17 protein-coding genes are annotated in these 23,072 nt (G+C 74.3%); 10 read left to right on the top strand and 7 right to left on the bottom strand.

What is annotated here, in order from left to right; translation table 11 throughout:
• Positions 1–33 precede the first annotated feature (33 nt).
• Positions 34–975, top strand: coding sequence for a PaaX family transcriptional regulator C-terminal domain-containing protein (locus tag ACH34Q_RS16765; protein ID WP_395983873.1), 942 nt, complete (start codon positions 34–36; stop codon positions 973–975).
• Here ACH34Q_RS16765 and ACH34Q_RS16760 read toward each other — a convergent pair.
• The 4 genes from ACH34Q_RS16760 to ACH34Q_RS16745 all read right to left on the bottom strand — a co-directional run bounded on the left by ACH34Q_RS16760 (position 947) and on the right by ACH34Q_RS16745 (position 5,666).
• Complete coding sequence (locus ACH34Q_RS16760; RefSeq protein WP_395983872.1) at positions 947–1,876, bottom strand: PDR/VanB family oxidoreductase; 930 nt, start codon at positions 1,874–1,876, stop codon at positions 947–949. The two genes, ACH34Q_RS16765 and ACH34Q_RS16760, sit on opposite strands and share 29 nt — an antisense overlap.
• Positions 1,873–2,895: a Rieske 2Fe-2S domain-containing protein gene (locus ACH34Q_RS16755; RefSeq protein WP_395983871.1), complete on the bottom strand. Its 1,023-nt coding sequence runs from the start codon at positions 2,893–2,895 to the stop codon at positions 1,873–1,875. The genes ACH34Q_RS16760 and ACH34Q_RS16755 overlap by 4 nt, the downstream gene beginning before the upstream one ends.
• A 138-nt stretch (positions 2,896–3,033) precedes the next feature.
• Positions 3,034–4,524 carry a carboxylesterase/lipase family protein gene (locus ACH34Q_RS16750; RefSeq protein ID WP_395983870.1) on the bottom strand — a complete coding sequence of 497 codons (1,491 nt, stop codon included), beginning with the start codon at positions 4,522–4,524 and terminating at the stop codon, positions 3,034–3,036.
• A gap of 17 nt (positions 4,525–4,541) precedes the next feature.
• Positions 4,542–5,666: a serine hydrolase domain-containing protein gene (locus ACH34Q_RS16745; RefSeq protein ID WP_395983869.1), complete on the bottom strand. Its 1,125-nt coding sequence runs from the start codon at positions 5,664–5,666 to the stop codon at positions 4,542–4,544.
• Between the two features lie 204 nt (positions 5,667–5,870).
• Between ACH34Q_RS16745 and ACH34Q_RS16740 the strand changes: the two genes are divergently transcribed.
• The 4 genes from ACH34Q_RS16740 to glpK all read left to right on the top strand — a co-directional run bounded on the left by ACH34Q_RS16740 (position 5,871) and on the right by glpK (position 10,998).
• Complete coding sequence (locus ACH34Q_RS16740) at positions 5,871–6,644, top strand: cyclase family protein (RefSeq protein WP_395983868.1); 774 nt, start codon at positions 5,871–5,873, stop codon at positions 6,642–6,644.
• A complete protein-coding gene (locus tag ACH34Q_RS16735; RefSeq protein ID WP_395983867.1) occupies positions 6,641–8,347 on the top strand; it encodes a thiamine pyrophosphate-binding protein in 1,707 nt (568 codons plus the stop codon). The genes ACH34Q_RS16740 and ACH34Q_RS16735 overlap by 4 nt, the downstream gene beginning before the upstream one ends.
• Before the next feature lie 289 nt (positions 8,348–8,636).
• A complete protein-coding gene (locus ACH34Q_RS16730) occupies positions 8,637–9,476 on the top strand; it encodes an MIP/aquaporin family protein (protein ID WP_395983866.1) in 840 nt (279 codons plus the stop codon).
• Between the two features lie 4 nt (positions 9,477–9,480).
• On the top strand, positions 9,481–10,998 hold the full coding sequence (gene glpK / locus ACH34Q_RS16725) for a glycerol kinase GlpK (protein WP_395983865.1): 1,518 nt from the start codon (positions 9,481–9,483) through the stop codon (positions 10,996–10,998).
• A 71-nt stretch (positions 10,999–11,069) separates the two neighbouring features.
• Here glpK and ACH34Q_RS16720 read toward each other — a convergent pair whose 3' ends face one another.
• Positions 11,070–12,041, bottom strand: a complete 972-nt coding sequence (locus ACH34Q_RS16720) for a Gfo/Idh/MocA family protein (protein WP_395983864.1) — start codon at positions 12,039–12,041, stop codon at positions 11,070–11,072.
• Between the two features lie 147 nt (positions 12,042–12,188).
• Here ACH34Q_RS16720 and ACH34Q_RS16715 point away from each other — a divergent pair, with 147 nt between their 5' ends.
• Positions 12,189–13,043: a trypsin-like serine peptidase gene (locus ACH34Q_RS16715; RefSeq protein ID WP_395983863.1), complete on the top strand. Its 855-nt coding sequence runs from the start codon at positions 12,189–12,191 to the stop codon at positions 13,041–13,043.
• 72 nt (positions 13,044–13,115) lie between these two features.
• Entirely contained in the window at positions 13,116–14,960 is a 1,845-nt protein-coding gene (locus ACH34Q_RS16710; RefSeq protein WP_395983862.1) for a transketolase, read from the top strand.
• A gap of 38 nt (positions 14,961–14,998) precedes the next feature.
• On the opposite strand, the gene ACH34Q_RS16705 is transcribed toward ACH34Q_RS16710, so the two are convergent.
• Entirely contained in the window at positions 14,999–15,256 is a 258-nt protein-coding gene (locus tag ACH34Q_RS16705) for a DUF6343 family protein (RefSeq protein ID WP_395983861.1), read from the bottom strand.
• Between the two features lie 110 nt (positions 15,257–15,366).
• Between ACH34Q_RS16705 and ACH34Q_RS16700 the strand changes: the two genes are divergently transcribed.
• On the top strand, positions 15,367–18,798 hold the full coding sequence (locus ACH34Q_RS16700) for a hypothetical protein (RefSeq protein WP_395983860.1): 3,432 nt from the start codon (positions 15,367–15,369) through the stop codon (positions 18,796–18,798).
• Here the strand turns inward: ACH34Q_RS16700 and ACH34Q_RS16695 are convergent.
• Positions 18,786–21,446, bottom strand: coding sequence for a SpoIIE family protein phosphatase (locus tag ACH34Q_RS16695; protein ID WP_395983859.1), 2,661 nt, complete (start codon positions 21,444–21,446; stop codon positions 18,786–18,788). The two genes, ACH34Q_RS16700 and ACH34Q_RS16695, sit on opposite strands and share 13 nt — an antisense overlap.
• Positions 21,447–21,662: 216 nt before the next feature.
• Here ACH34Q_RS16695 and ACH34Q_RS16690 point away from each other — a divergent pair, with 216 nt between their 5' ends.
• Positions 21,663–22,019 (top strand): STAS domain-containing protein, encoded by a 357-nt coding sequence (locus ACH34Q_RS16690; RefSeq protein WP_395983858.1) that lies wholly within the window; start codon positions 21,663–21,665, stop codon positions 22,017–22,019.
• A complete protein-coding gene (locus tag ACH34Q_RS16685) occupies positions 22,016–22,999 on the top strand; it encodes an anti-sigma factor RsbA family regulatory protein (RefSeq protein WP_395983857.1) in 984 nt (327 codons plus the stop codon). The genes ACH34Q_RS16690 and ACH34Q_RS16685 overlap by 4 nt, the downstream gene beginning before the upstream one ends.
• Positions 23,000–23,072 lie beyond the last annotated feature (73 nt).

The raw sequence follows: 23,072 nt of genomic DNA, 5'->3' as shown, positions 1-23,072 counted from the left end.
AAGATAGGCGTATTGGTTGCAGCAGTCAACGATATGCCCAACATCGTTGCGGAGTCCTATCCTTGGCTCGCCACCGGCCCGAGCCCCGAGCACGCAGGAGCCGATTCCTTGGACCGTCCCGACCCGGCCGCGCGACCCCAGTCGCTGATGCTGACCTTCCTGGGCAACTACGTGCTGAGGCGCGACATCGCCGTGTTCTCCGGGAGCTTCATCGAGGTCTTCGGCAACCTCGGGGTGGGCGAGCACGCGATCCGCTCCACCCTCACCCGGATGGTGCGGCGCGGGCTGCTGGAGCGCCACCGGCAGGGCCGGCGCATGCATTTCGGCCTGACGGAGCGCTCGGAGCGGATCCTGCTGGACGGCGAGGCCCGGGTGTGGCGGCGCGGCGCGGTCAACGCCGACTGGGACGGCCGGTGGACCGTCCTGTCGTTCTCGATGCCCGAGTCGTGGCAGCGTCAGCGGCACGATCTGCGGTCCCGCCTGGTGTGGGCCGGGTTCGGCCCGCTGGGCAACGGCACCTGGATCTCCCCCTCGCGGGTCGACGTCCCCGGCCTGATCGCCTCCGGTGGACCGGACCGCGGCCTGGACGGGCGGGTCAAGGTCTTCCACGGTACGGCGGAGGAGCCCACCGATGTGGGCGCGATGATCAGAGACGCGTTCGACCTGGACGGGCTCGCCGCCGGGTACCGCGCGTTCCTCGGCCGCTGGGACAAGCCGGAGCCGATCCCGGACGCGCCCGACGACCTGGCCCGGTTCCTGTGGATGATGACCGAGTGGCTGGGACTGGTCCGGGTCGACCCGCGGCTGCCGGTCGAGCACCTGCCGCCCGAATGGCCGGCGGTCCGCGCCCAGGAGGTCCTGCACGACCTGCGGCGCCGGTACGAGTCGGGCGCGCGGGAGGTCGCGGACCGGCTGCTCGAGTACGTCCCGGTGCCCTGCCCCGCCATCACAGCTCCAGAACCAGACGGGGCGTGAGGGACCGCGAGACGCAGATCATCATGACGCCCGCGTCCCGGCGCTCGGCCTCGGTGAGCACGCCGTCGCGGTGGTCGGGCTCGCCGCCGAGCACGGCGGTCTCGCAGGTACCGCAGGTCCCCTCGCGGCAGGACGACAGCGCGGCGATCCCCGCCTCCTCGACGGCCCCGAGGATGGAGCCGTCCGGCGGGACGCGCACCGTCCGTCCGCTGAGCGCCAGCTCCACCTCGAACCCGGTGTCGCCCTCCAGGTTCTGCGGTGAGGCCGTGAAGCGTTCGACGCGCAGGCTTCCCGGCGGCCACCGCGCGCAGCGTTCCTCCACCGCGGCCAGCAGCGGTTCGGGCCCGCAGCAGTAGACGAGCGTGTCCGGCTCCGGCTCGGCGAGGACGGCGTCGAGGTCGAGCAGCCCGGTCTCGTCCTGGGGGCGGACCTGCACCCGTTCCCCGTAGCGGGCCAGCTCCGGCAGGAACGCCATCGAGGAGCGGCGCCGCCCTCCGTACAGCAGCCGCCAGTCCACGCCCGCCGCCTCGGCCGCCGCCAGCATCGGCAGGACGGGCGTGATGCCGATGCCGCCCGCGATGAACAGCGCGCGCCGCGACGGCTCGTACGCGAAGTGGTTGCGCGGCCCGCGCACGTCCAGGACGGCGCCCTCCTGGAGGTGGTCGTGCACATGGGACGAGCCGCCGCGGCCGGCGTCCTCGCGCAGGACCGCCAGGCGCCAGCCGGACGTGTCGGACGGGTCGCCGCACAGCGAGTACCGCCGGACGAGATCGTCCCGCAGCACCAGGTCGATGTGCGCCCCGGCCTCCCAGGACGGGAGCGGCCCGCCGCCCGGATCGCGCAGCGTCAGCGCGGCCACGCCGTCCGCCGCCCGTTCCTTGCGCGCGAGGACGACCTTCACGGGGCCATCTTCTTCAGCAGGCGCCGCGCCGCCAGGCCGCCGGTGTCGATGTTGACGCTGAGCTCCTGGTAGCCCTCGGGCTCGGCCGCGATGACCTTCTCCAGGATGTCCAGCGCGCGCACGTCCTGGAGCACGACCGTGCGGTTGCTCTCGGCCAGGAACTCCGACACGCCCTCGTCGTCCAGCGCGAAGTCGCGGGCCACCATCCAGAAGTCGTGCGTGCTGGTCTCGGTCTCGGGCGTGATCGCGTACACGATCTCGGCATGGCACGCCGCCGGGTCGTCGCCGTCCGGGCCGGGCTCGATCCCGGTCGGCGCGATCCGGCTGTGCAGCAGGTACAGGCACGGCGGCTGGTACTCGATGTCCTGCCACCGGTCGATGCGGCCCCGGATGCCGGTCGAATCGGAGTAGAAGGACGGGCACTCGACGTCCTTCATGCGGCGGCTCACGTGCACGACGCCCGCCTCCTCGTCGACCTCGGTGGTGATCGGGGTCTGCGCCACCTCCGGCGTGCCGATGTATCCGGCGTGCAGGTACGTCTCGTGCGACAGGTCGAGCAGGTTGTCGATGAGCAGCTCGTACCGGGCGGCGAGGGGCTCCATCCCGCGCACGGTCACCCAGCCGTCGGCGGCGAGCCAGGGCGCGCGCGGGATCGCCGCCGGGTCGGCGACGGCGTCCGCGTCGCCGATCCAGATCCACACCAGCGAGTCCTGCTCGACGACGGTGTACGAGGGGACGCGCGCCGTTCGCGGGACGCGGGTCTGGCCGGGCACGGCGACGCAGGTTCCGTCGGGGTCGTAGGTGAACCCGTGGTAGCCGCAGACGATCCGGTCGCCGTCCCGGTTGCTCTCCGACAGCGGGAAGCGGCGGTGCACGCATCGGTCGGCCAGCGCGACCGGCACCCCGGCCGCGGTCCGGTAGAAGACGATCGGCTCGCCGCAGATGGTCCGGGCCAGCAGGCCCTCGCCGATCTCCTCGCCGTAGGCGGCGACGTACCAGTGGTTGCGGGCAATGGCCATGGCTGAACTGCTCCCGGCGTCGGCGGACATCGTCGTCCCGACCTTCGCCAACCGGGCGTCCGCCGGGCTACGAGGCTTCCGTCTGATGGAAGTCCTCGCGCCCGGCGGGCCGCCCGGCTCCCTGGTCCATCGGGTCGGCTACTCCATCGGGTCGAAGCGGTGCGCCGCCCAGATCCGGCGGGACACGGCCTCCGGGTCGGCGACGTCGGTGGGCTCGACGTCGAGGAGCCGCGTCAGCGCGGTGTCCTCCCGGTACGCGGGCCATCCCGGATCTCCGGTGGTGGCGAACGACGTCCAGGCGTTCCGGATGCCGTCCGACAGCACGGCCGCCTCTGCCGGCACCGGGTCGCCGCACAGCATCAGGGCGATCCCGGCGTCGAGATTGCCGAAGGTGAGCGGTACGTCCAGGCCGTGGCAGGCGCCGAGCACGTCGCTCGCCGCGGGGGACTTCCACGTCAGCTCGTAGGCATGGGTGGTGCCGCCCGCCTCGGCGTGCGCGGTCGCCAGGTGCGCGCTGGGCATCCGGAACAGCCAGTCCGAGCACACCAGCGCGTACAGGTCGTCGACCCCGGCGCCGGGATGCGCCGCGCGGTACTCCTTCTCCGCTCCCGGCGGCGCCAGCGCCTCCATCGCGGCGGACAGGTCGCCCTCCGAGAGCGTCCCGTACCGCGAGCCCATCACCATGAAGAGGCGGTACTCGTCCCGGTTGAACCCGACGATCAGCTCGACGTCGCGGGCCGCGCCGTCCGCGACCGCCTGCCAGGGCGTCACGGGCAGGACCTCCCCGTCGACCACCGGCGAGTACGGCATGCCGGTGGCCGCGACCGGTCCCCAGGCGGCGTAGTCGTCCCGGATCCGCCGGCCGAACGCGTCGGCGGCGGCGAAGAAGTCCTCCGGCGGCGTGCCGGCGAGCGCCTCGGCCGAGGCGGGCAGGCTCAGCTCGGCCGCGATCCCGGCGCTCATCCGCCGCGCGAGACCGGGGGAGTAGTACGTGCCGGGGACGCTCTGGGCGATCGCGCGCCGGAACAGCCCGCGCGCGGACGGCATCGCCAGCAGCGCGGCGATCGACCCCGCGCCCGCCGACTCGCCGAAGACCGTCACCCGGCCCGGGTCGCCGCCGAACGCGGCGACGTTGTCCCGGACCCAGCGCAGGGCGGCGACCTGGTCGAGCAGGGCCCGGTTGGACGGCGCCCCGGCCAGTTCCCCGAAGCCCTCCATGCCGACGCGGTAGTTGAACGTCACGACGACCACGCCCGCCCCGGCCAGCCGCGCGCCGTCGTAGTCGGGCTGGCCGGAGTACCCCGACATGTAGGCGCCGCCGTACAGCCAGACCATGACCGGAAGCCCGGAGCCGCCGGCGTCCGGGGTCCAGACGTTCACGCTGAGGCAGTCCAGGCCCTCATCGGGCGTCCAGGAGGGCATGCCGAACTCCAGGCCGGACTGCGGCGGCCGGGGGCCGAACGCGTCCGCCTCGCGCGTCCCGTCCCAGCGCTCGGGCTCGCGCGGCGCCTGGAACCGGTCGCGGCCGAACGGCTCGCGCGCGTACGGGATGCCCTTGAACACCGCCAGCGCGCCGTGCGCGCGGCCGCGCACTTTTCCGGTCGTGGTCTCCGCCGTGGGTTCGGTCATGGGAGGGTTCCTCCGTCTCAGGACGAGCGTGTCCTGGCCACCTCAGCGGCCACCGCGCGGAACGCGGTATCGGTCTCATCCTCGCCCACGATCGTCATGAGCGTCGACTTCACGATCACCACGTCGTGCTCGGGCGACACCCAGATCTTCTGCCCGCCCAGGCCGCTGGCCTCGAACTCGCCGTCGTCGCCCAGCCACCACTGGAGCCCGTACCCGTCGTTGAACGGCGCGGACGGCCTGGTCGACTCCTTCACCCACGACTCCGGGACGACCTGGCGCCCGTTGGCCTTGCCACCGCGCAGGTACAGCAGGCCGAACCGCGCGAAGTCGCGGTCGGTCGCGTAGTAGCAGCAGTAGCCCATGCTGTTGCCGTTGGAGTCGTTGCCCAGGTAGACGGTGGACTCCATGCCGCCGGGCTGCCAGAGCTTGGTCTCCACGTACCGGTGGTACGGCGTGCCGGTGGCGCGGCTGACCAGCCACGCCAGCACGAAGGAGTTCATGGAGGTGTACTCGAACCGGCTGCCCGGCTCCCAGCCGCGCTTCTGCTGCGCGGCCATGGTCGGCAGCGGGGTACCGAGGCTGGCGGCCACGTGCACGGGCGGCACGTTGAGGGTCTCGTCCCAGGCGATGCCGGACGACATCCGCAGCAGGTCGCGGATGGAGACGCCCGCGTAGCCCGACCCGTTCAGCTCGGGCAGGTACTCGGTGACGGCCTCGTCGATGGAGCCGATGTGCCCCTCCTCCAGGGCGATGCCGACCGCCGCCGAGGTGAACGACTTGGCCATCGACCACGACTGGAAGCGGGTGTCGCGGGCGGCGAACGAGTAGCGCTCGAAGACGACGTCCTGGCCGGAACGGGCGTCAAGGACCACGAAACCCTGGGTGCCGGTGAGCGCGAGGTAGTCGTTCAGCGTCCGCTTCTGGCCGTTATGGGTGTAGGTGACGTTCAGCTGCCGGGGCGCGTTCCGCAGCGCGACCGGGTCACCGGACGGGCGAAGCAGGTCGAAACCCGCCGGCGCCCGCTGCGCGAGCGACGCCGAGGGCGGGGGCGGTGCCGGTTCGGCGTGCACCGCCGGGGCGGTGGCGGAGAGCAGGATCGTCGTGGCGGCGACGGCTCCGGCGGCGAGGGTACGGCTGCGCATCGCGGGCCTCCCAGAGGTCGGCATGATCGGGGGATGATCATGGGGATGCACAGATGGTCCACGTTCGGCGACGCAAAGTAAATGTGGTTGTGCAACGTTCCGGGGGGTGATCAGTGTGGCCAGGCACACGTTATGTTCGGGTCACCCCGTGACCGCGGGTTCCCCCAGGTAAGTGCGGGGTCCGGCCCCGCGAGAGGAACGACGATGTCCGTGCTCACCGACCTGCTCGCCGCCGTCACCGATGGATCGGTCGAGATCGTCGACCTGACCGCGCCGCTGTCGGAGTCGACGCCGATCCTCCAGCTGCCCGAGCCGTTCGCCAACACCGTCCCGTTCCGGCTGACCGAGATCAGCCGGTACGACGACCGCGGGCCCGCCTGGTACTGGAACGACATCCACACCGGCGAGCACGTCGGCACCCACTTCGACGCGCCCGTCCACTGGGTCACCGGCCGCGACGGCGAGGACGTCTCGCAGATCGCGCCGCGCCGCCTCGTCGCGCCCGCCGTCGTGCTGGACGTCTCCGAGCGGGCCGCGGCCGACGCCGACTTCCTGCTCGAGATCGACCACGTCCGGGACTGGGAGAAGACCCACGGGCCGCTGCCCGAGGGCGGCTGGCTGCTCTACCGCACCGGCTGGGACGGCAGGTCCGGCGACCAGGACACCTTCCTCAACGCCGACGAGAACGGCCCGCACACGCCCGGCATCTCCGCCGAGTGCGCGCGCTGGCTGGCCGAGGAGACGCCGATCATCGGGCTCGGGGTGGAGACGGTCGGCACCGACGCGGGCGGCGCGCACGGCTTCGAGCCGCCGTTCCCCTGCCACTCGTACTTCATGGGCGCGGGCAAGTACGGGCTGACCCAGCTGCACACCCTGGCGTCCCTGCCCGCGCGCGGCGCCGTCCTGGTCGCCACCCCGCTGCCGATCGTGGGCGGCTCGGGCAGCCCCGCACGGGTGCTGGCCCTGGTGGAACGGTGAAGGTCGCCCAAGCCGTGGGCACGGCCCTGGCCCGGCTCGGCGCGGGCACCGTCTTCGGGGTCGTGGGCAGCGGCAACTTCCACGTCACCAACGCCCTGATCGCCGGCGGCGCGCGCTTCGTCGCCGCCCGGCACGAGGGCGGTGCCGCCACGATGGCCGACGCCTACGCCCGCGCGAGCGGCGGCCTCGGCGTGCTGTCGGTGCACCAGGGGCCCGGCCTGACCAACGCGCTCACCGGGATCACCGAGGCGGCCAAGAGCCGTACCCCGCTGCTGGTCCTGACCGGTGAGGTGGCCGCCGGGGCGGTGCGCTCCAACTTCCGCGTGGACCAGGCGGCCCTGGCCAGGGCCGTGGGCGCGGTCCCCGAGCGGATCCACTCGCCGGCCACCGCGCTGGCCGACCTCGCCCGCGCCTGCCGGACGGCCGTGGCCGAGCGCCGCACCGTGGTCCTCGGCCTGCCCCTGGACGTCCAGGAGGCCGAGTACACCGGCCCGGAGCGGGTGGACCGCCCGGCGCCGTACGGGGCCGGGCGTCCGGGGCGTCCGGTGTTCGGGCCGGGCGGGCCCGGGCAGGTGCCGTTCCTGCCGGTGCCGCCGCCCGCCGCCGTCGCCCGGCTGGCCGACGCGCTGGCCGCCGCCGAGCGTCCGGTGTTCATCGCCGGGCGCGGTGCCCGGCTGAGCGGCGCGGCCGAGCCGCTGCGGGCCCTGGCCGAACGCTGCGGCGCGCTGCTGGCGACCTCGGCCGTCGCGCGCGGCCTGTTCCTCGGCGACCCGTACGACCTGGACGTCAGCGGCGGCTTCGGCACCCCGGCCGCCACCGAGCTGATCGCCGGCGCCGACCTGCTGGTCGGCTGGGGCAGCTCGCTCAACATGTGGACGTTGCGGCACGGCAGCCTGGTCGGCAAGGGGACCACGGTCGTCCAGGTCGATCTGGACTCCGCGGCGCTGGGCGCGCACCGGACGGTCGACCTGAGCCTGATCGGCGACGTGGCCGAGACCGCCCGCGCCGCCGAGGCCGAGCTGGCCGGCCGCGGCCATGCGGCGCCGGGCTACCGCTCGCCCGCCGTCGCCGGACGGCTCGCCCGCGAGCGCCGGTGGCGGGACGTCCCGTACGACGACGACTCCGACGGGTCCCGGATCGACCCCCGGACGCTGTCGATCGCCCTGGACGACCTGCTGCCCGCCGAGCGCACGGTCGCCGTCGACTCCGGCAACTTCATGGGCTACCCGGCGATGTACCTCGGCGTCCCCGACGCCGACGGCCTGGTGTTCACCCAGGCGTTCCAGTCGGTCGGCCTCGGGCTGGCCACCGCGATCGGCGCGGCCGTGGCCCGGCCGGACCGGCTCACCGTCGCCGCGCTCGGCGACGGCGGCGCGCTGATGGCGGCCGGCGAGCTGGAGACCGCCGTCCGGCTGGGGCTGGGCCTGCTGGTGGTGGTGTACGACGACGAGGCCTACGGCGCCGAGGTGCACCACTTCGGGCCGGACGGCCACCCGCTGGACACCGTCACGTTCCCGCCCGCCGACCTCGCCGCGATCGGGCAGGGCTTCGGCTGCCGGTCGGTCACCGTGCGCAAGCGCGAGGACCTGGGCCCGGTGGCCGAGTGGCTGGCCGGCCCGCGCGACCGGCCGATGCTGGTCGACGCCAAGGTCACCGGGAACGTTCCGTCCTGGTGGCTGGAGGAGGCGTTCCGCGGGCACTGACGCCCGGGCGGCCGGCAGAAGATCGTCACCATCCGCTATAGAACGGTCGCCCACCGGGCAGAGTGCCGATCATGAGGTGCGCACCGCGGGGGCGGGACCGGGCCGGCGCGCCGGGCCGGCGCACGGGCCGGTCACGTCCCTACCCGGGATCGCGGTTCCGACCCGCGCGCACGGTGACAGGGGTGGCGAGGCGAGTTCGGCAGCGATTGCCGGTTGACCGCTTTTCGCCGATCTACGTACCGTCGCGGCAGATGTGTGTCTCACGTCACACCGCCCGCGAGGAGGAGATATGGCGGAACGACTGAGATTTCCTCCGCTGGCCCGCGAGATGGCCGCGGAGTTCGCCGGAACGATGATCCTCATCCTCTTCGGGGTGGGCGTGGTGGCCCAGGTCGCCGCCGCCGAGATCGGGAACCACGACAGCATCGCCTGGGCCTGGGGCATCGGCGTCACCCTGGGCGTGTACGTGTCGGCCCGCCTCAGCGGCGGCCACATCAACCCGGCGGTCACGGTCTCGCTCGCGGTGTTCAACCGGCTGCCCTGGGGCAAGGTCGGCCCCTACGTCCTGGCGCAGACGGCCGGGGCCTTCGTGGCGGCCCTGATCGTGCGCTGGAACTACATCGAGGTCCTGGCCGCGGCCGATCCCGGCCACACGATCAAGACCCAGGGCGTGTTCTCCACCCTGCCGGGCAACGGGACGCTGCCGGTCGGCATGTGGGGCGGCTTCCGCGACCAGATCATCGGGACCGCGATCCTGCTGTTCATCGTGATGGCGCTCACCGACCTGCGCAACAACCCGCCGCTGGCCAACCTCACCCCGGTGGTCATCGGGCTGCTGGTGGTGGCGATCGGGATGGCCTTCGGCACCAACGCCGGCTACGCGATCAACCCGGCCCGCGACTTCGGGCCGCGGCTGGCCCAGTTCCTGACCGGGTACGGCGGGGCGTGGCGGGATCAGTACGGTGATCTCTACTTCTGGGTACCGATCGCCGGGCCGCTGATCGGCGGCGTCCTGGGCACGGCGCTGTACCTGTTCCTGATCGGGCGCAACCTGCCCGAGGTGGAGGACACCGTGACGGCCGGCGCCGAGCGCAAGCCCGAGTACGACCCAGCGGAAGAGAGGCGGTAGCCGGATGGCCGACTTCGTCGGAGCGCTCGACCAGGGCACGACCAGCACCCGATTCATGATCTTCGATCACGGCGGCAACGAGATCGCCCGCCACCAGCTCGAGCACGAGCAGATCCTGCCCCAGGCCGGCTGGGTGGAGCACAATCCCACCGAGATCTGGGAGCGGACCCGCGCCGTCATCGAGACCACGATGAACAAGGCGAACCTGAGCCCCTCGGACCTGGCCGCGCTCGGCATCACCAACCAGCGCGAGACGACGGTCGTGTGGAACCGCCGTACCGGGCGGCCGTACTACAACGCGATCGTGTGGCAGGACACCCGGACCGACCGGATCGCGTCCGCGCTGGACCGCGACGGCCGCGGCGAGACCATCAGGCACCGCGCCGGGCTGCCGCCGGCCACGTACTTCTCCGGCGGCAAGGTCCAGTGGATCCTGGAGAACGTCGACGGGGTCCGGGAGGCCGCCGAGAACGGCGAGGCGGTGTTCGGCAACATCGACACCTGGGTGCTGTGGAACCTCACCGGCGGCACCGACGGCGGTGTGCACGTCACCGACGTCACCAACGCCAGCCGCACGATGCTGATGGACCTGGAGACCCTGGACTGGGACGACCAGCTCCTGTCGTTCTTCGGCATCCCCCGCGCGATGCTCCCCGAGATCAAGCCGTCCTCGGCGCCCGACCCGTACGGCGTCACCCGGGCCACCGGGCCCTTCCACGGCGAGATCCCGCTGAGCGGCGACCTCGGCGACCAGCAGGCCGCCACCGTCGGGCAGGTCTGCTTCGCGCCCGGCGAGGCCAAGAACACCTACGGCACCGGCAACTTCCTGCTGCTCAACACCGGGGAGGAACTGGTCAGATCCAAGGCGGGCATGCTCACCACCGTCTGCTACCGCTTCGGCGACCAGGCGCCGGTGTACGCGCTGGAGGGCTCGATCGCCGTGACGGGGTCGGCGGTGCAGTGGCTGCGCGACCAGCTCGGCATCATCTCCGGTGCCTCGCAGAGCGAGGACCTCGCCCGGCAGGTCGAGGACAACGGCGGCGTCTACTTCGTCCCGGCGTTCTCGGGGCTGTTCGCCCCGTACTGGCGCTCGGACGCGCGCGGCGCGATCGTCGGGCTGTCGCGGTTCAACACCAACGCCCATCTCGCGCGGGCCACGCTGGAGGCGATCTGCTACCAGTCCCGCGACGTCGTGGAGGCGATGCGCGAGGACTCGGGCGTCTCCCTGGACGTGCTCAAGGTCGACGGCGGTGTCACCGCCAACGAGCTGTGCATGCAGATGCAGGCCGACGTCCTGGGCGTGCCGGTCTCGCGGCCGGTGGTGGCCGAGACCACCGCGCTGGGCGCCGCGTACGCGGCGGGACTGGCCGTGGGGTTCTGGAGCACCACCGACGAGCTCCGCCAGAACTGGAACGAGGACAAGCACTGGGATCCCCAGTGGGACGAGGAGAAGCGCGAGCACGGCTACGCCGGCTGGAAGAGGGCGGTCGAGCGCACCTTCGGCTGGGTCGACGTCGACTGAGTCCCGGTCGGCCGACGGCCCGTTGGCCGAAGACGAGGGGCGCCGCCGCGCGTGCGGCGGCGCCCCTCGTCTCACTTCGTGAACGAGCCGCTGATCTCGTCGATCACGCGCAGCACGGCGACCGTCTCGTCCAGCGGCAGCAGCGGGCTCTCGGTGAGGCCGAGGCGCAGGCAGCGGGCCACCTCTTCGGCCTGGTACGTGTAACCGTGGCCCGCCAGTTCCGCCGTGAACGTCTCGGCCTCGCCGCCGGAACGGGTCAGCGTCATGGATGTGGGACGGTAGAACGGCGCCCCCAGCTCGATGCGTCCCTTGGTACCGACGATCGTGGCCGTGTGCGGTGACTCGCCCATCAGCCCGCAGTGCAGCAGGGCCACCGCGCCCGAGTCGTACCCGAGCAGGACCCCGGTGTTCGCGTCGACGCCGGTGGGCGCCGTGGCCGCCGTCGCCTGCACCGTGCTGGGCGCGCCGAGCAGCGGCCACGCGATCGACAGGACGTAGCAGCCGAGGTCCAGCAGCGCGCCGCCGGCCAGCTCGGCCGACCACAGGCGGTGCTCCGGATCGAACGGCGGGGCGATGGAGAAGTCGGCGTACACAGCCGTGACCTCGCCGATCGCGCCCTCGCCGACCAGGGAGTGCAGGCGCCGGACGAGCGGGCTGAAGCGCGTCCACATCGCCTCCATGGCGAACACGTCCCGCTCGCGCGCCAGCGCCGCCAGCCGCTCCGCCCCGGCGGCCGTGGTGGTCAGCGGCTTCTCCACCAGGACGGCGCGGCCGGCCTCCAGGCAGAGCCGGGCCGGCTCGGCGTGCATCGGGTGGGGCGTGGCGATGTAGACCACGTCCACGTCCGGGTCCGCCGCCAGATCGGCGTACGAGCCGTGCGCCCGCGCGATCCCGTGCCGCTCGGCGAACGCGCCGGCGGTGCCGGGGGAGCGGGACCCGACGGCGGCGACCTCGTGCCCGTCCAGGCGCAGCAGGTCCTCGGTGAAGACGCGCGCGATGCCACCGGTCCCGAGGATGCCCCAGCGAAGCGATTTGTCGGCCATGCGGCATATCGTATGGCCGCCGGTGATCTTTCCGGTCCTGTTCCGGGGCCGTCCGGCCGGTCGCCCTTGCCCTCCGTGACCGGTCGAGTACATGATCGACGGGCAGCGACGGACCGCGGCGCAGTGCCGCACCCCGAGAGGAGCCCCATGATCAGACGTCTGGCCGGAGCCGTGGTCGCGACCGCGGCGGGCGTGACCGTGCTGACCGCCGCCGGCACCGCGCAGGCCGCCCCCGGCGCGCCGGCCGCGCCCGAGCGGCGGCAGGTGGACTTCACCGGAATCGTGGCGCTGAGCAACTGCTCGGGCTCGCTGGTCCGCGGGCCGCGCTCGCAGGACTCCGACCGCGCCCTGGTGCTGACCAACGGGCACTGCCTGGAGGGCGGCATGCCCGGGGCCGGTGAGGTGGTCGTCGACAAGCCGTCCACCCGGGCCTTCACGCTGCTCGACCCGACCGGGCGCAAGGAGCTCGGCACGCTCAAGGCGACCCGGCTCGAGTACGCGACCATGACCGACACCGACGTGGCCGTGTACCGCCTCGCCGACAGCTACGCGAAGATCCGCGCCGAGCACAAGATCGACGCACTGAAGCTGTCGCCCGCCCATCCCCGGGAGGGCGCGGAGATCTCCATCGTCTCCGGCTACTGGAAGAAGATCTACTCCTGCAAGATCGACGGGTTCGTGCACCGGATGCGCGAGGCCGACTGGACCTGGAAGGACTCGATCCGCTACACGCCCGGGTGCGACACCATCGGCGGCACCTCCGGGTCCCCGATCGTGGACCGCAACACCCGCCAGGTCGTCGGGATCAACAACACCGGCAACGAGGAGGGCAAGCGCTGCGCCATGAACAACCCGTGCGAGGTCGACGAGGAAGGGAAGGTGACCGTCCGCAAGGGCGTCAACTACGGGCAGCAGACGTACACGCTCACCCGCTGCCTCGGCGAGGACAACGACGTCGTCCTCGGCGGCACCTGCGCCCTTCCGCGTCCCGCGACCGGGTGACCGGCGCCGGGGACCCCGCCGCCGGGGTCCCCGGTCTGCATTCCCGGCCCGATGCCGGGTAGGGCCCCCGGCATGGACCAACACGAGCTGCGCGAACTGGGGCAGCGGCTGCGGGTGGACTCCGTACGCGCCGCCGGCGCCGCGGGATCGGGCCATCCGACCTCGTCGATGTCCGCGGCGGACCTGATGGCGGTGCTGCTGGCCGAGCATCTGCGCTGCGACTTCGAGGCGCCCTCCAACCCCTGCAACGACCATCTGATCTTCTCCAAGGGGCACGCGTCGCCGCTGCTGTACGCGCTGTACGCGGCGGCGGGGGCGATCTCCGACGAGGAGCTGCTGACCTTCCGTGCCGCCGGCAGCCGGCTGGAGGGGCATCCGACCCCGCGGCTGCCCTGGGTGGACGTGGCCACCGGCTCGCTGGGGCAGGGCCTGCCCATCGGGGTGGGCGTGGCGCTGACCGGCAAGCGGCTGGACCACGGGCCCTACCGCGTGTACGTGCTGTGCGGCGACAGCGAGATGGCCGAGGGCTCCATGTGGGAGGCCGCCGAGCACGCCGGATACGAGGGCCTGGACAACCTCACCGCCGTCATCGACGTGAACCGCCTCGGCCAGCGCGGCCCCACCCGGCACGGCTGGGACCTCGGCGCGTACGCCCGCCGGTTCGGCGCGTTCGGCTGGCACACGATCGAGATCGACGGGCACGACGTCGGGGCCATCGACGCCGCGTACCGGGAGGCCGCCGCCACCGAGGGCCGGCCGACCGCGATCATCGCCCGTACCGAGAAGGGCCACGGCGTGGCCGCCGTCGCCGACCGGGAGGGCAAGCACGGCAAGCCGCTGCCCGACACCGAGGAGGCGATCGCCGAGCTGGGCGGGCGGCGCGCGCTGACCGTCGAGACCCGCCATCCGGTCGCCGAGCCGTGCGGCCGGCCGCTGGAGCGCGGGACGGTCCGGCTGCCCCGGTACGGGATCGGTGAGGAGGTCGCGACCCGCAACGCCTACGGCGAGGCGCTGACCGCCCTCGGGCACGCCCGCGGCGACGTGGTCGCGCTGGACGGCGAGGTGAGCGACTCGACCCGCTCGGGGTTCTTCGCCAAGGAGCATCCGGACCGGTTCTTCGAGTTCTACATCGCCGAGCAGCAGCTGATCGCGGCGGCCGTCGGGATGCAGGTACGGGGCTGGACGCCGTTCGCCTCCACGTTCGCCGCGTTCATGACCCGCGCTTACGACTTCGTCCGGATGGCGGCGGTGAGCCGCGCCGACATCAACCTGGTCGGCTCCCACGCCGGGGTGGCGATCGGTGAGGACGGGCCGTCCCAGATGGGGCTGGAGGATCTGGCGGCCTTCCGGGCGGTGCACGGCAGCACGGTGCTGCACCCCTGCGACGCCAACCAGACCGCGCGCCTGGTCGCCGCCATGGCCGACGCCGAGGGCATCCGCTACCTGCGGACCTGCCGCGGCGCGAGCCCGGTGATCTACGGTCCGGACGAGGAGTTCCCGATCGGCGGCAGCAAGGTGCTGCGCGCCTCGCCGGGCGACGAGATCACCCTGGTCGCCGCCGGTGTCACGGTGCACGAGGCGCTGGAGGCGGCCGAGCGGCTGGGCCCCGCGGGCATCACGGCCCGGGTGATCGACCTGTACTCGGTCAAGCCCGTGGACGCGGCGACGCTGCGCGACGCGGCCGACGTCACCGGACGGCTGGTGGTCGTGGAGGACCACTGGCCCGAGGGCGGGCTGGCCGACGCGGTGCGCGGGGCCTTCGACGACGGGCGCCCGCTGCCCCGGATCCGGCACCTGGCCGTACGGAAGATGCCCGGCTCCGCCACGCCGGAGGAGCAGCTCACGGCGGCGGGCATCGGCTCCGACGCCATCGTCGCCGCGGCGCTGGACATCATGGACCTGGCCGCCATCAGCTGACCCGGCGGCCGGGTCCGGCCGGCGCCGGCCGGGCGGGCTCAGCCGCGGGCGCGGCGGGCGATGACGATCAGGTCGGCCAGCGCGATCAGGGCGACCACGGCGCAGATCCCCGCGGCGGCCCAGGAGCCCGGGCCGCCGCGGCCGGCGACCACGGTGAACACCACCGCCGCCGCCACGCTCACGACCAGCGCGAATCCCGACAGCAGCGCCCGCAGCCGCAGCGGGCTGCGCGCGGTCAGCGGTTCGGTGCCCGGCGGCTGCCGGTGGTCCTCGGGTGCCCGCGGTTCGTCGCTCATGATCCCCTTGTGCCCGCTGCGCCCGCGGCGATGCACGGGTTGCCGTCCGGCGCGCGGTAGGCCATCATCGGAGCCATGATCACGAGGAAGGGCGGCATCCGCCCGGGCCGTTGAGCCCCACCCGGCCGGTCCACGAACCGGCTGAAAGCCCCGCCGACGCAGCCGACGCGCTGCTCGCGGGCGTCGAACCCCTTCCGTACCCGCACCGCATGCGCGAGCTGGCCCTGCACGCCCGGCGCATGGCGGGGACTCCGGAACTGAACGCGCTGCTCGCCGAGCTGTCGACCCGAGACCACTACGAGCGCCGTACCGCACTGCACCTGGCCATGGCCGCACGCGAGATGGGCCATATCACCGCCGTCCTGCGCGGGCCCGACATGGAGCTGCGCAGGGCCGCGCTCCGCGCCGTCCGGACACTGCCCGTCCCGGACGAGGCCGCCGCCGCGGTCCTGGACGACGCTCCGGCCGTCCTGCGCCGCGCGTTCTACCGGACGCTCCTGCACGCGGGCCGCCGGGAGCTCGCCGACCGGCTGCTCCCGCTGGTACGGGAACGCTGGGGCGACCGCGAGGCCGCCAAACTGCTGCCCGCCTGCGGCGAGGCGACGGTCCGGGAGGCGCTGCCCGCGCTCGCGCACGCCGTCGCCGCCTGGCGTGCGCTGGGCAGGCGGCATCCGGGGGCGGTCCTGGACTGCGCCGATCAGGAGCTCGCGGGGGCGAAGTGGCCGCTGCTCTGGTGGCGCCGGCGGGGCGCGGGCGTCGAGGCGGCGGCCCCGCGGGAACCCGGCCGCGTGCTGGCGCTGATCGAGGACCACGACCTCGCCTTCCTCGCTCCGCGCCTGTCACCGGTGACCTTCGCGGCGATGCTCAAGGCCGACCGCTCCCGCGCGGGACGGCTGCTGCTGCGGTCCACGCGGCGGCGCTTCCCCGGCCTGATGCCCCTCAGGACCGCCTACCTGCGGTCCTGCTCCGTCGAGGAGATCCTGGCCGCGATGCCGACCGGGTCGTCCGGGCTGGGCTCCTTCCTCGAAGCCCAGCCGCCGGGCCGGCGGGAGGCGATCTTCGACGCGGTGCGCGAGCGCGGCGGCGGCGCCCTGACCCGGCTGCGTGCGCTGCCCGTTCTGCCGCTGCTGCCGCCGGAACGCGCGGCGGCAGAGGCCCGGCGGATGCTCGACTGGCAGAAGTCGGCCTGGCACTCCTCGCGTTCCGGCGCCGACGATCCCGAACTGCCGCTGAAGCTCCAGGCGTTCCTGCCGTACGAGGAGGCCGCCGGTCCGCTGGGCGAGGCCGCGTTCGCCGGGGACCCGCGGCGCCGCGGCCTGGCCAGGACGCTGCTGCTGGAGAGCGCGGCCCGTACGGGAGACCGGGGTGTGCTGGCCGAGTCGGTCGACAGGCTGGTCGCGCGCAGCGTCAACGAGCAGGATCCCGTACGGGGCTCGCTGCTCGCCGCGCTGGCCGGACTCCGGCCCGCCCTGTTCGGCGACGCCTTCGCCGAGCCCCTCGACCGGCTGGCCGCCGCCACCGTCGAGGCCCGCGACTCCTCACCCGGAACGCGGCGCGCGCTGCGGGCCCTCGCCGCACGCGTGCTCCGGCACGCCGAAGGCCCCGCCCTGACCGCGTGGGCGCTGAACGTGTACGTCCGGCTGGTGGCCCGCCACGGCGCCGACGGCCTGGCCGCCGAGCCCGAGCCCGATCAGCACGCTCGGCGGCGGCCGGCCCGGGTGGCCGACGAGCACCGGCTGGACCGGGTCCTGCGCCGTGGCCGGGAACGCGAACTGCTCGACCTGCTGAGCCCGCACCTGCGCGCGGCCCGCGACCGAGGCGACTTCGACCTCGCCGTGGCACTGGCACGTTCGCTGGGCCGCCGCGCCTACGGGCTCGCCTCGCTCCAGGACGACTTGTACTCGGCGGCCCTGCACGCGCCCGCACCGCTCGCGCGCGAGGCAGCGGACCTGTGGCTGGGCCGGCGGGACCTCCGCGAGGAGCGCGCCGTCCGGCTGCTGCGCGCCGATCCCGCCGCGATCGCCCGCGAGCGCGTCTGGCGCGTGGTCGCGGGACGCCGTACGGACCTGCTGGTCGCGGCCATGGACGGCGAGCCGCCCCAGGACTGGGCCCCGGAGATCGACACCGGCGCGGCGGGACGCTGGACGCCGGCCCAGCGCGGGCATGTGCGGGCGTTCCTCGGCGCGACGGTCGCCGATGAGCGGCTGCCGGTCGCGTCCCGGCTGACGGCCGTGGCCTCGCTCGGCCGCGTGCCGGGCTCCCTGGCCGGCCTGGCCGGCTGGGCCGGCGGCGAGGAGAACGTCCTGGCCGAGGGCGCACTGGACGCGCTGGCCCGCGCGGACGAGCCGTACCGCGCCCTGCGGATCCTGCTCGCGCACGGGCGGGGACCGTCCTCGCGCGTCGCGGTCGCCGCCATGGCCACCTGCTGCGGGCGCGTCCCGCCGTCCCGGCTGGGCCCTCTCCTCGAAGAGGCGCTGACCGGCCCGGACGGCAAGGTGACCGTGCGCAAGCAGGCCGCCCGCCTGCTCGAACGCGAGCGGCTGCCCGGCGCGTCCGGGATCCTGCTGCGGGCCTGGGCCGATCCCGGGCTGCACAAGGACGTCCGGGTCGCGGTGGCGGTCGCGCTGCGCCACCTTCCCGCGGTGCCCGGCGCGCTGGAGGCGCTGGACGAAGCGGCGGGACCGTACGCGGGCGAGGTCATGCTGCGCACCCTCTTCCAGGCGCAGCCCTGGGACTACGCGCCCGCGCACCGGCCCCGTTACGCCGCCCTCGTCCGGCGCCTGCTGGGCGCGGCGGAGGGACCGGGCGTGCGGTTCCGCGCCGCCCGCGCGTTCTCGGCCTGGGGGCCCTGGTACGAGGGCGGCTTCGCGGAGATCCTCACCGCCGTGGGCGACCCGGGCGATCCGGCGGGCCGCAGGGACCTGCCGGTGTTCCTGTCCCTGCTGCGCGCGGGTACGGGCCACCAGGAGATCGCGGGCGTGCTGGACCGGCTGCTGGCCGCTGAGATGAGCACCGAGGCGCGGTCCCGGGTGGTGGCGATCGTCCATGTGCTGCACGAGGGCCGGACGGACCAGGACGTCTCCCGCCGGGCCGTCGAGCGGCTGGCCCGCCATCCGCTCTATCTCGCCGAGGCGCTGGACCTGTCCATCGCCTGCCTGCCGGGTCTGAAGGAGGGCGAGGCGGTGCCCGCGGGCTTCAGGGAGGACCTGACCGGTGCGCTGCTGGCGTTCGCCGCGCGCCTGCGGGGCGAGCCGGTCCTCGCCGCACAGCTGTGCGACCGGCTCGCGCGCCGTTTGGCGTCGTCCCGAGTCGGCCGCCCGATCCCGCCCCAGGACCTGCTCCCGGCCGTGCGGAGCCTGCGGGACGAGGAGGATCTCGCGGCCGAGCTGATCGCGCTCACGCTCGCCGGCGCCGCCGGTCCGCCGGCCGGCTGGTCCGGCGAGTGGCGCACGGTCCTGGACGGGATGCGCCGGTCCAGGTACAGGGAGATCCAGCGGCGGGCCTGGGAGATCGTGGTGGAGGAGCCGCCCTATTCCCCTTGAGGGGCGCGCCGGTTGCGGACCATCGTGACGCCCGTGCCGTCCGGGCCGGCGGCGACCTCGACGGAGTCCATCAGCTCCCGCATCACGTGCAGGCCGCGGCCGCGGTCGGAGACCCGGGGCTCGCGCCAGGTGCCCCGGTCGCGCAGCACCAGCCGGACGGCGTCGCCCGCCCGTTCGGCCCGGACCTCGATCGGGCCCGGCTCGAAGCCGTAGCCGTGCTCGATCGAGTTGGCGGCGGCCTCGCTGCACGCCAGCACGATCTCGAACGCGTCCTCGGGCTCGAAACCGCTCGTACCGAGCCACTCCGACAGCCGCTCGCGCAGCTCGGCCAGCCCGGCGCGATCGCCGTCGAGCGCCAGTTCCAGGCCGGGCGGCGCGGGATCGGTGCTCAGCAGCAGGATCGTGACGTCGTCCTGGGACGCGGTGGCGGTCAGCGCCAGCAGCGCGTCGGCGGTCTGGTCGAGCGGACCGGCGCAGCCGGCCAGCCGGTCGGACAGCCGGGCCAGGCCGGAGCCGAGGTTCTCGTCGCGGCGCTCGATCAGCCCGTCGGTGTAGAGCAGCAGCGTGGAACCGGGCGGGAACGGCAGCCTCGTCATGGCGGCGTCCTCGGCCTCGCCGATCCCCAGCGGCGGGCCGAGCGCCGCGTTCAGGAAGGACACCGCGCCGTCCGGGGTCCGGACCAGCGGCGGGGGATGGCCCGCGTTGGCGTACTCCAGCGTGCCGGCGGCCGGGTCGACGACCGCGCAGCAGGCCGTCACCATCACCTCGGCCGGCAGCGACTCGGCCAGCGAGGAGGTCAGCTGCAGCGCGCGGCCGGGCGGATGCCCTTCGGCCAGGTAGGCCGACAGCACCCCGCGGATCTGGCTCATCACCGCGGCGGCGCCGATGCCGTGCCCGGACACGTCGCCCACCGCCACCGCGACCCGGCCGTCGTGCACCGGGACCTGGTCGTACCAGTCGCCGCCGAGCCGGTCCTCCGAGGCCGGCCGGTAGCGGGCGCGGGCGGTCGCCCCCGGCACCGGCGGCAGCCGGTCGGGCAGCACGCTCTGCTGCAGCGTGCTGGCCACCCGCGACTCCAGGTCGAACCGGCGGGCCCGGCCCAGCGCCTGGGCGCCCAGCTCGGCGATCGCGATCAGGTCGCCGCGCTCGGCCTCGCCCGGCTCGCGGCCGGAGGGCAGCACGATCGACAGCGCGCCGACCGGCTCGCCGAGCAGGCTGATCGGAAGCAGCACCGCACGGCCCGTCTCCACCGGGGGCGGGCAGGAGGGGCACGCCCCGGCGCCCTCGGCGGCGGCCCCCGTCCAGAACGGGCGCGGCCGGGCCAGCAGCTCGGCCAGCGCGGGCGGTGGCGGGTCGACGGCCGCCGGGCCGCCGGGCGGGCCTGCGGGCAGGCCGCCGCCGTCGCCGCTGGCCGGCGGCGGGGGCTCGTGCGGGGCGCAGGTGCAGGCCATGACGCGCAGTCCCGCGCCGGGGACGCCGCCGATCCCGACGACGGTGACCCGCGCGTCGATCTCGGTGGCGGACCGGGCGTGGGCGGCGATGACCGCCGCCACCTGGTCGGCGGTGAGCGCGCTGGACAGCTCGGCGGCCAGCCGCTGCAGCCGGGCCGCGCGCCCGGCGGCGCGCTCCACCTTGGCGCGGGCGGCGCGCTCGATGCCGAGCAGCCGCGCGTAGTCGAGATGGAGCCCGAGCCGGCGGGCCAGCTCCTCCACGACGCGGTCGTCCTCGGCGCCGAACGGCGGCCGGGTGCCCGCGCGGCGCAGCCGGAGCGCGCCGATGAGCCGCCCGCCGGCCAGCAGCGGGGCGGACGCCACCTCGGAGCGCCCGCCCCGCGGCCGGATCCGCCCGGGCCCGGGGGACGGATGGGGCGGACCGCCCGCGGAGTCGGCCCGGTTCCAGGCGTCGGCCAGCCAGGACTGGACGGCGGCCTCGTCGAACGCGATCTCGCCGGGCGGCCGGGTCGCGTCGGCCAGCACCAGCGGGCGGGCCGCGCGCTCCGTCCCGGCCGGACCGGGCGCGGCGGGCTCGATCGCGCAGAGGTCGGCGAACTCGGGCACCAGGACATGGCCGGCCAGCCGCAGCCGCGTGGTCAGCGAGGGCGAGGTGTCCAGGGCGGTGGCGATGTCGGCGAGCAGGCGCTCGCGCTCCTGGTCGCGGCGGAGCCCGGTGATGTCGGTGCAGGTACCGAAGAAGCCGGCGAACGCCCCGGTCGGGTCGAAGCACGGGAACCCGTGGTCGTGTACCCAGCCGTAGCCGCCGTCGGCCCGCCGCAGCCGGTACTGCAGCTCGAACGCGCGCTGCTCGGCGTGCGCGTCGCGGTAGGAGGCGAGGCAGCGGTCGCGGTCCTCGTGGTGGACGGCCTCCGCCCAGCCCTTGGCCAGGTCCCACTCCTCGATCGGCCCGAGCAGGCTGATCCGGTGCGCCAGCGGGGAGTCGTCCGGCCGCGACCCGGCCGGATGGCAGCCCCAGAAGATGACCGGTCCGCCGCCGGGACTGAGCAGCAGGCGGCGGCCCCCGGTCTCGAGCTCGAGCGGGGAGTGCGGCGGCCCGTCCGCTCCGGAGCGGACGGGGGGAGGCGTCTCGGAGCCCGCCGTGTGTCCGGGGGAGGTGCCGGGGTCGTGCCCGGCGCCCGTGTCGGTCATGCGCATCTGTGGCACCTGCGGTTTCGCATGCTGTGAAGGGGCGAGATTAGCATTCGCGAGGCAATGCGGGGGACCCGGATGCCGCCGGGGAATGGGCGGACCGCCATTGCCGAATCGGTATATTTCAGGACAAAGAAAGGATGGCGCCTGGCACCGGACCGCTTTCGCGAATGGCATGCGCGGGACCCGGGGAAATGGCATGCTCACCCTGGAGGTAGGGCAGTGAGCACTGAGTTCGATGACGGAAGGCTCCGGATCACCCGCGTCGCGGTGCCCCCGGGCCTGCGGATCGAGGGCGAGGTCGACGCCGGCACGCGCGCGGCGTTCTCCCAGGTGCTGCACACCGCGGTGGGGCGCGCCCGGCAGGACCTGCACGTCGACCTGAGCCGGCTGAGCCATATCGACCTCGGCGGCCTGCGCGTGCTGGCCGCCGCGGCGGACGCGCTGGAGGGAGAGCTGAGCCTGGTGCTGGCACCGCTGCCGCCCCGGCTGCGGCGGCTGATCGAGCTGGCGGGCTGGGACGACATCGACAAGCTCCGGCTCGACCGTGACCGCGACCGCGACCGGGAGGTGCGATGAGCGCGGGGGTGGACGGCTCCATTTCCCACTTGGGTTCGTTCCTGCACCAGGCGTCGGTCTACGGCTCCGACGCCGATTTCCTCGCGATGGCGCTGCCGTTCGTGCAGGAGGGACTGGACGCCGGCGATCAGGTCCTGGTCGCCAGCACCGCGGTCAATATCGACTTGATCGGCGGGGCGCTCGGCGACCGGGGCGATGAGGCGGAATTCGCCGAGACCGGCTCTTTCGGTCGGCGTCCTCCGCAACGGGTGGCCGGCTTCCACCGCTACTGGTGCCGCGCCCGGCGGCGCGGCGGCCGGGTCCGCGTCCTGGCCGAGCCGGTCTGGACCGACCGGGCCGAACGCGACGTGGCGGACTGGCACCGGGTGGAGTCGGGGCTCAACGTCGCGCTGGCCGGCACCGACATGTGGATGATCTGCCCGTACGACGCCCGGATGGTGCCCGCCGCGATCCTCGCCGAGGCGCGGCACACCCATCCCTCGATGGTCGTGGGCCGGGAGAGCCGTGACTGCCCCGAGTACACCGATCCGGTCGCCTACGCGCGCGAGCGGGACGCCGCGGCACCGCTGCCCGCGCCGTGCGAGGACGCCCCGGAGTTCGTGTTCGCCGACGACCTGCGCCCGCTGCGCCGGTTCGTCGCCGACCGGGCCGCGGTGCTGGGGATGGCCGACCCGGCCGACGCCGCCACCGCCGCAGGCGAGGTGGGCACCTACCTGTCGCAGGTGGGCGGGCCGGCCCAGGTGCGGCTGTGGCTCGAACCCGACGCCGTGGTGTGCGACTTCCATCAGGAGAGCGGCCGCATCGCCGACCCGTTCGCCGGCTTCCGGCCGCCAGATCTGCGGCCCCGGCCGGGCGACGAGCTCTGGCTGGCCCGGCAGTTGTCGGAACGGCTGGAGATCCGTTCCACCGGGGAGGGCTGCACCGTACGGCTGTTCTGGCGCCCGCCGCGTTCGGTCGAGCGCTACGCGCCGCGCGGCTGAGGCGGCCGCCCTCCCTTTTCGGACCCCGGAGATTCACAAAGATTCGGGCCGGGGCCTGTCAGCTCTGCGAGGC

It is taken from the genome of Actinomadura sp. 9N407, from assembly GCF_044326315.1.
Taxonomy (GTDB): Bacteria; Actinomycetota; Actinomycetes; order Streptosporangiales; family Streptosporangiaceae; genus Spirillospora.
This window is presented reverse-complemented; position numbering and strand designations above follow the sequence as displayed.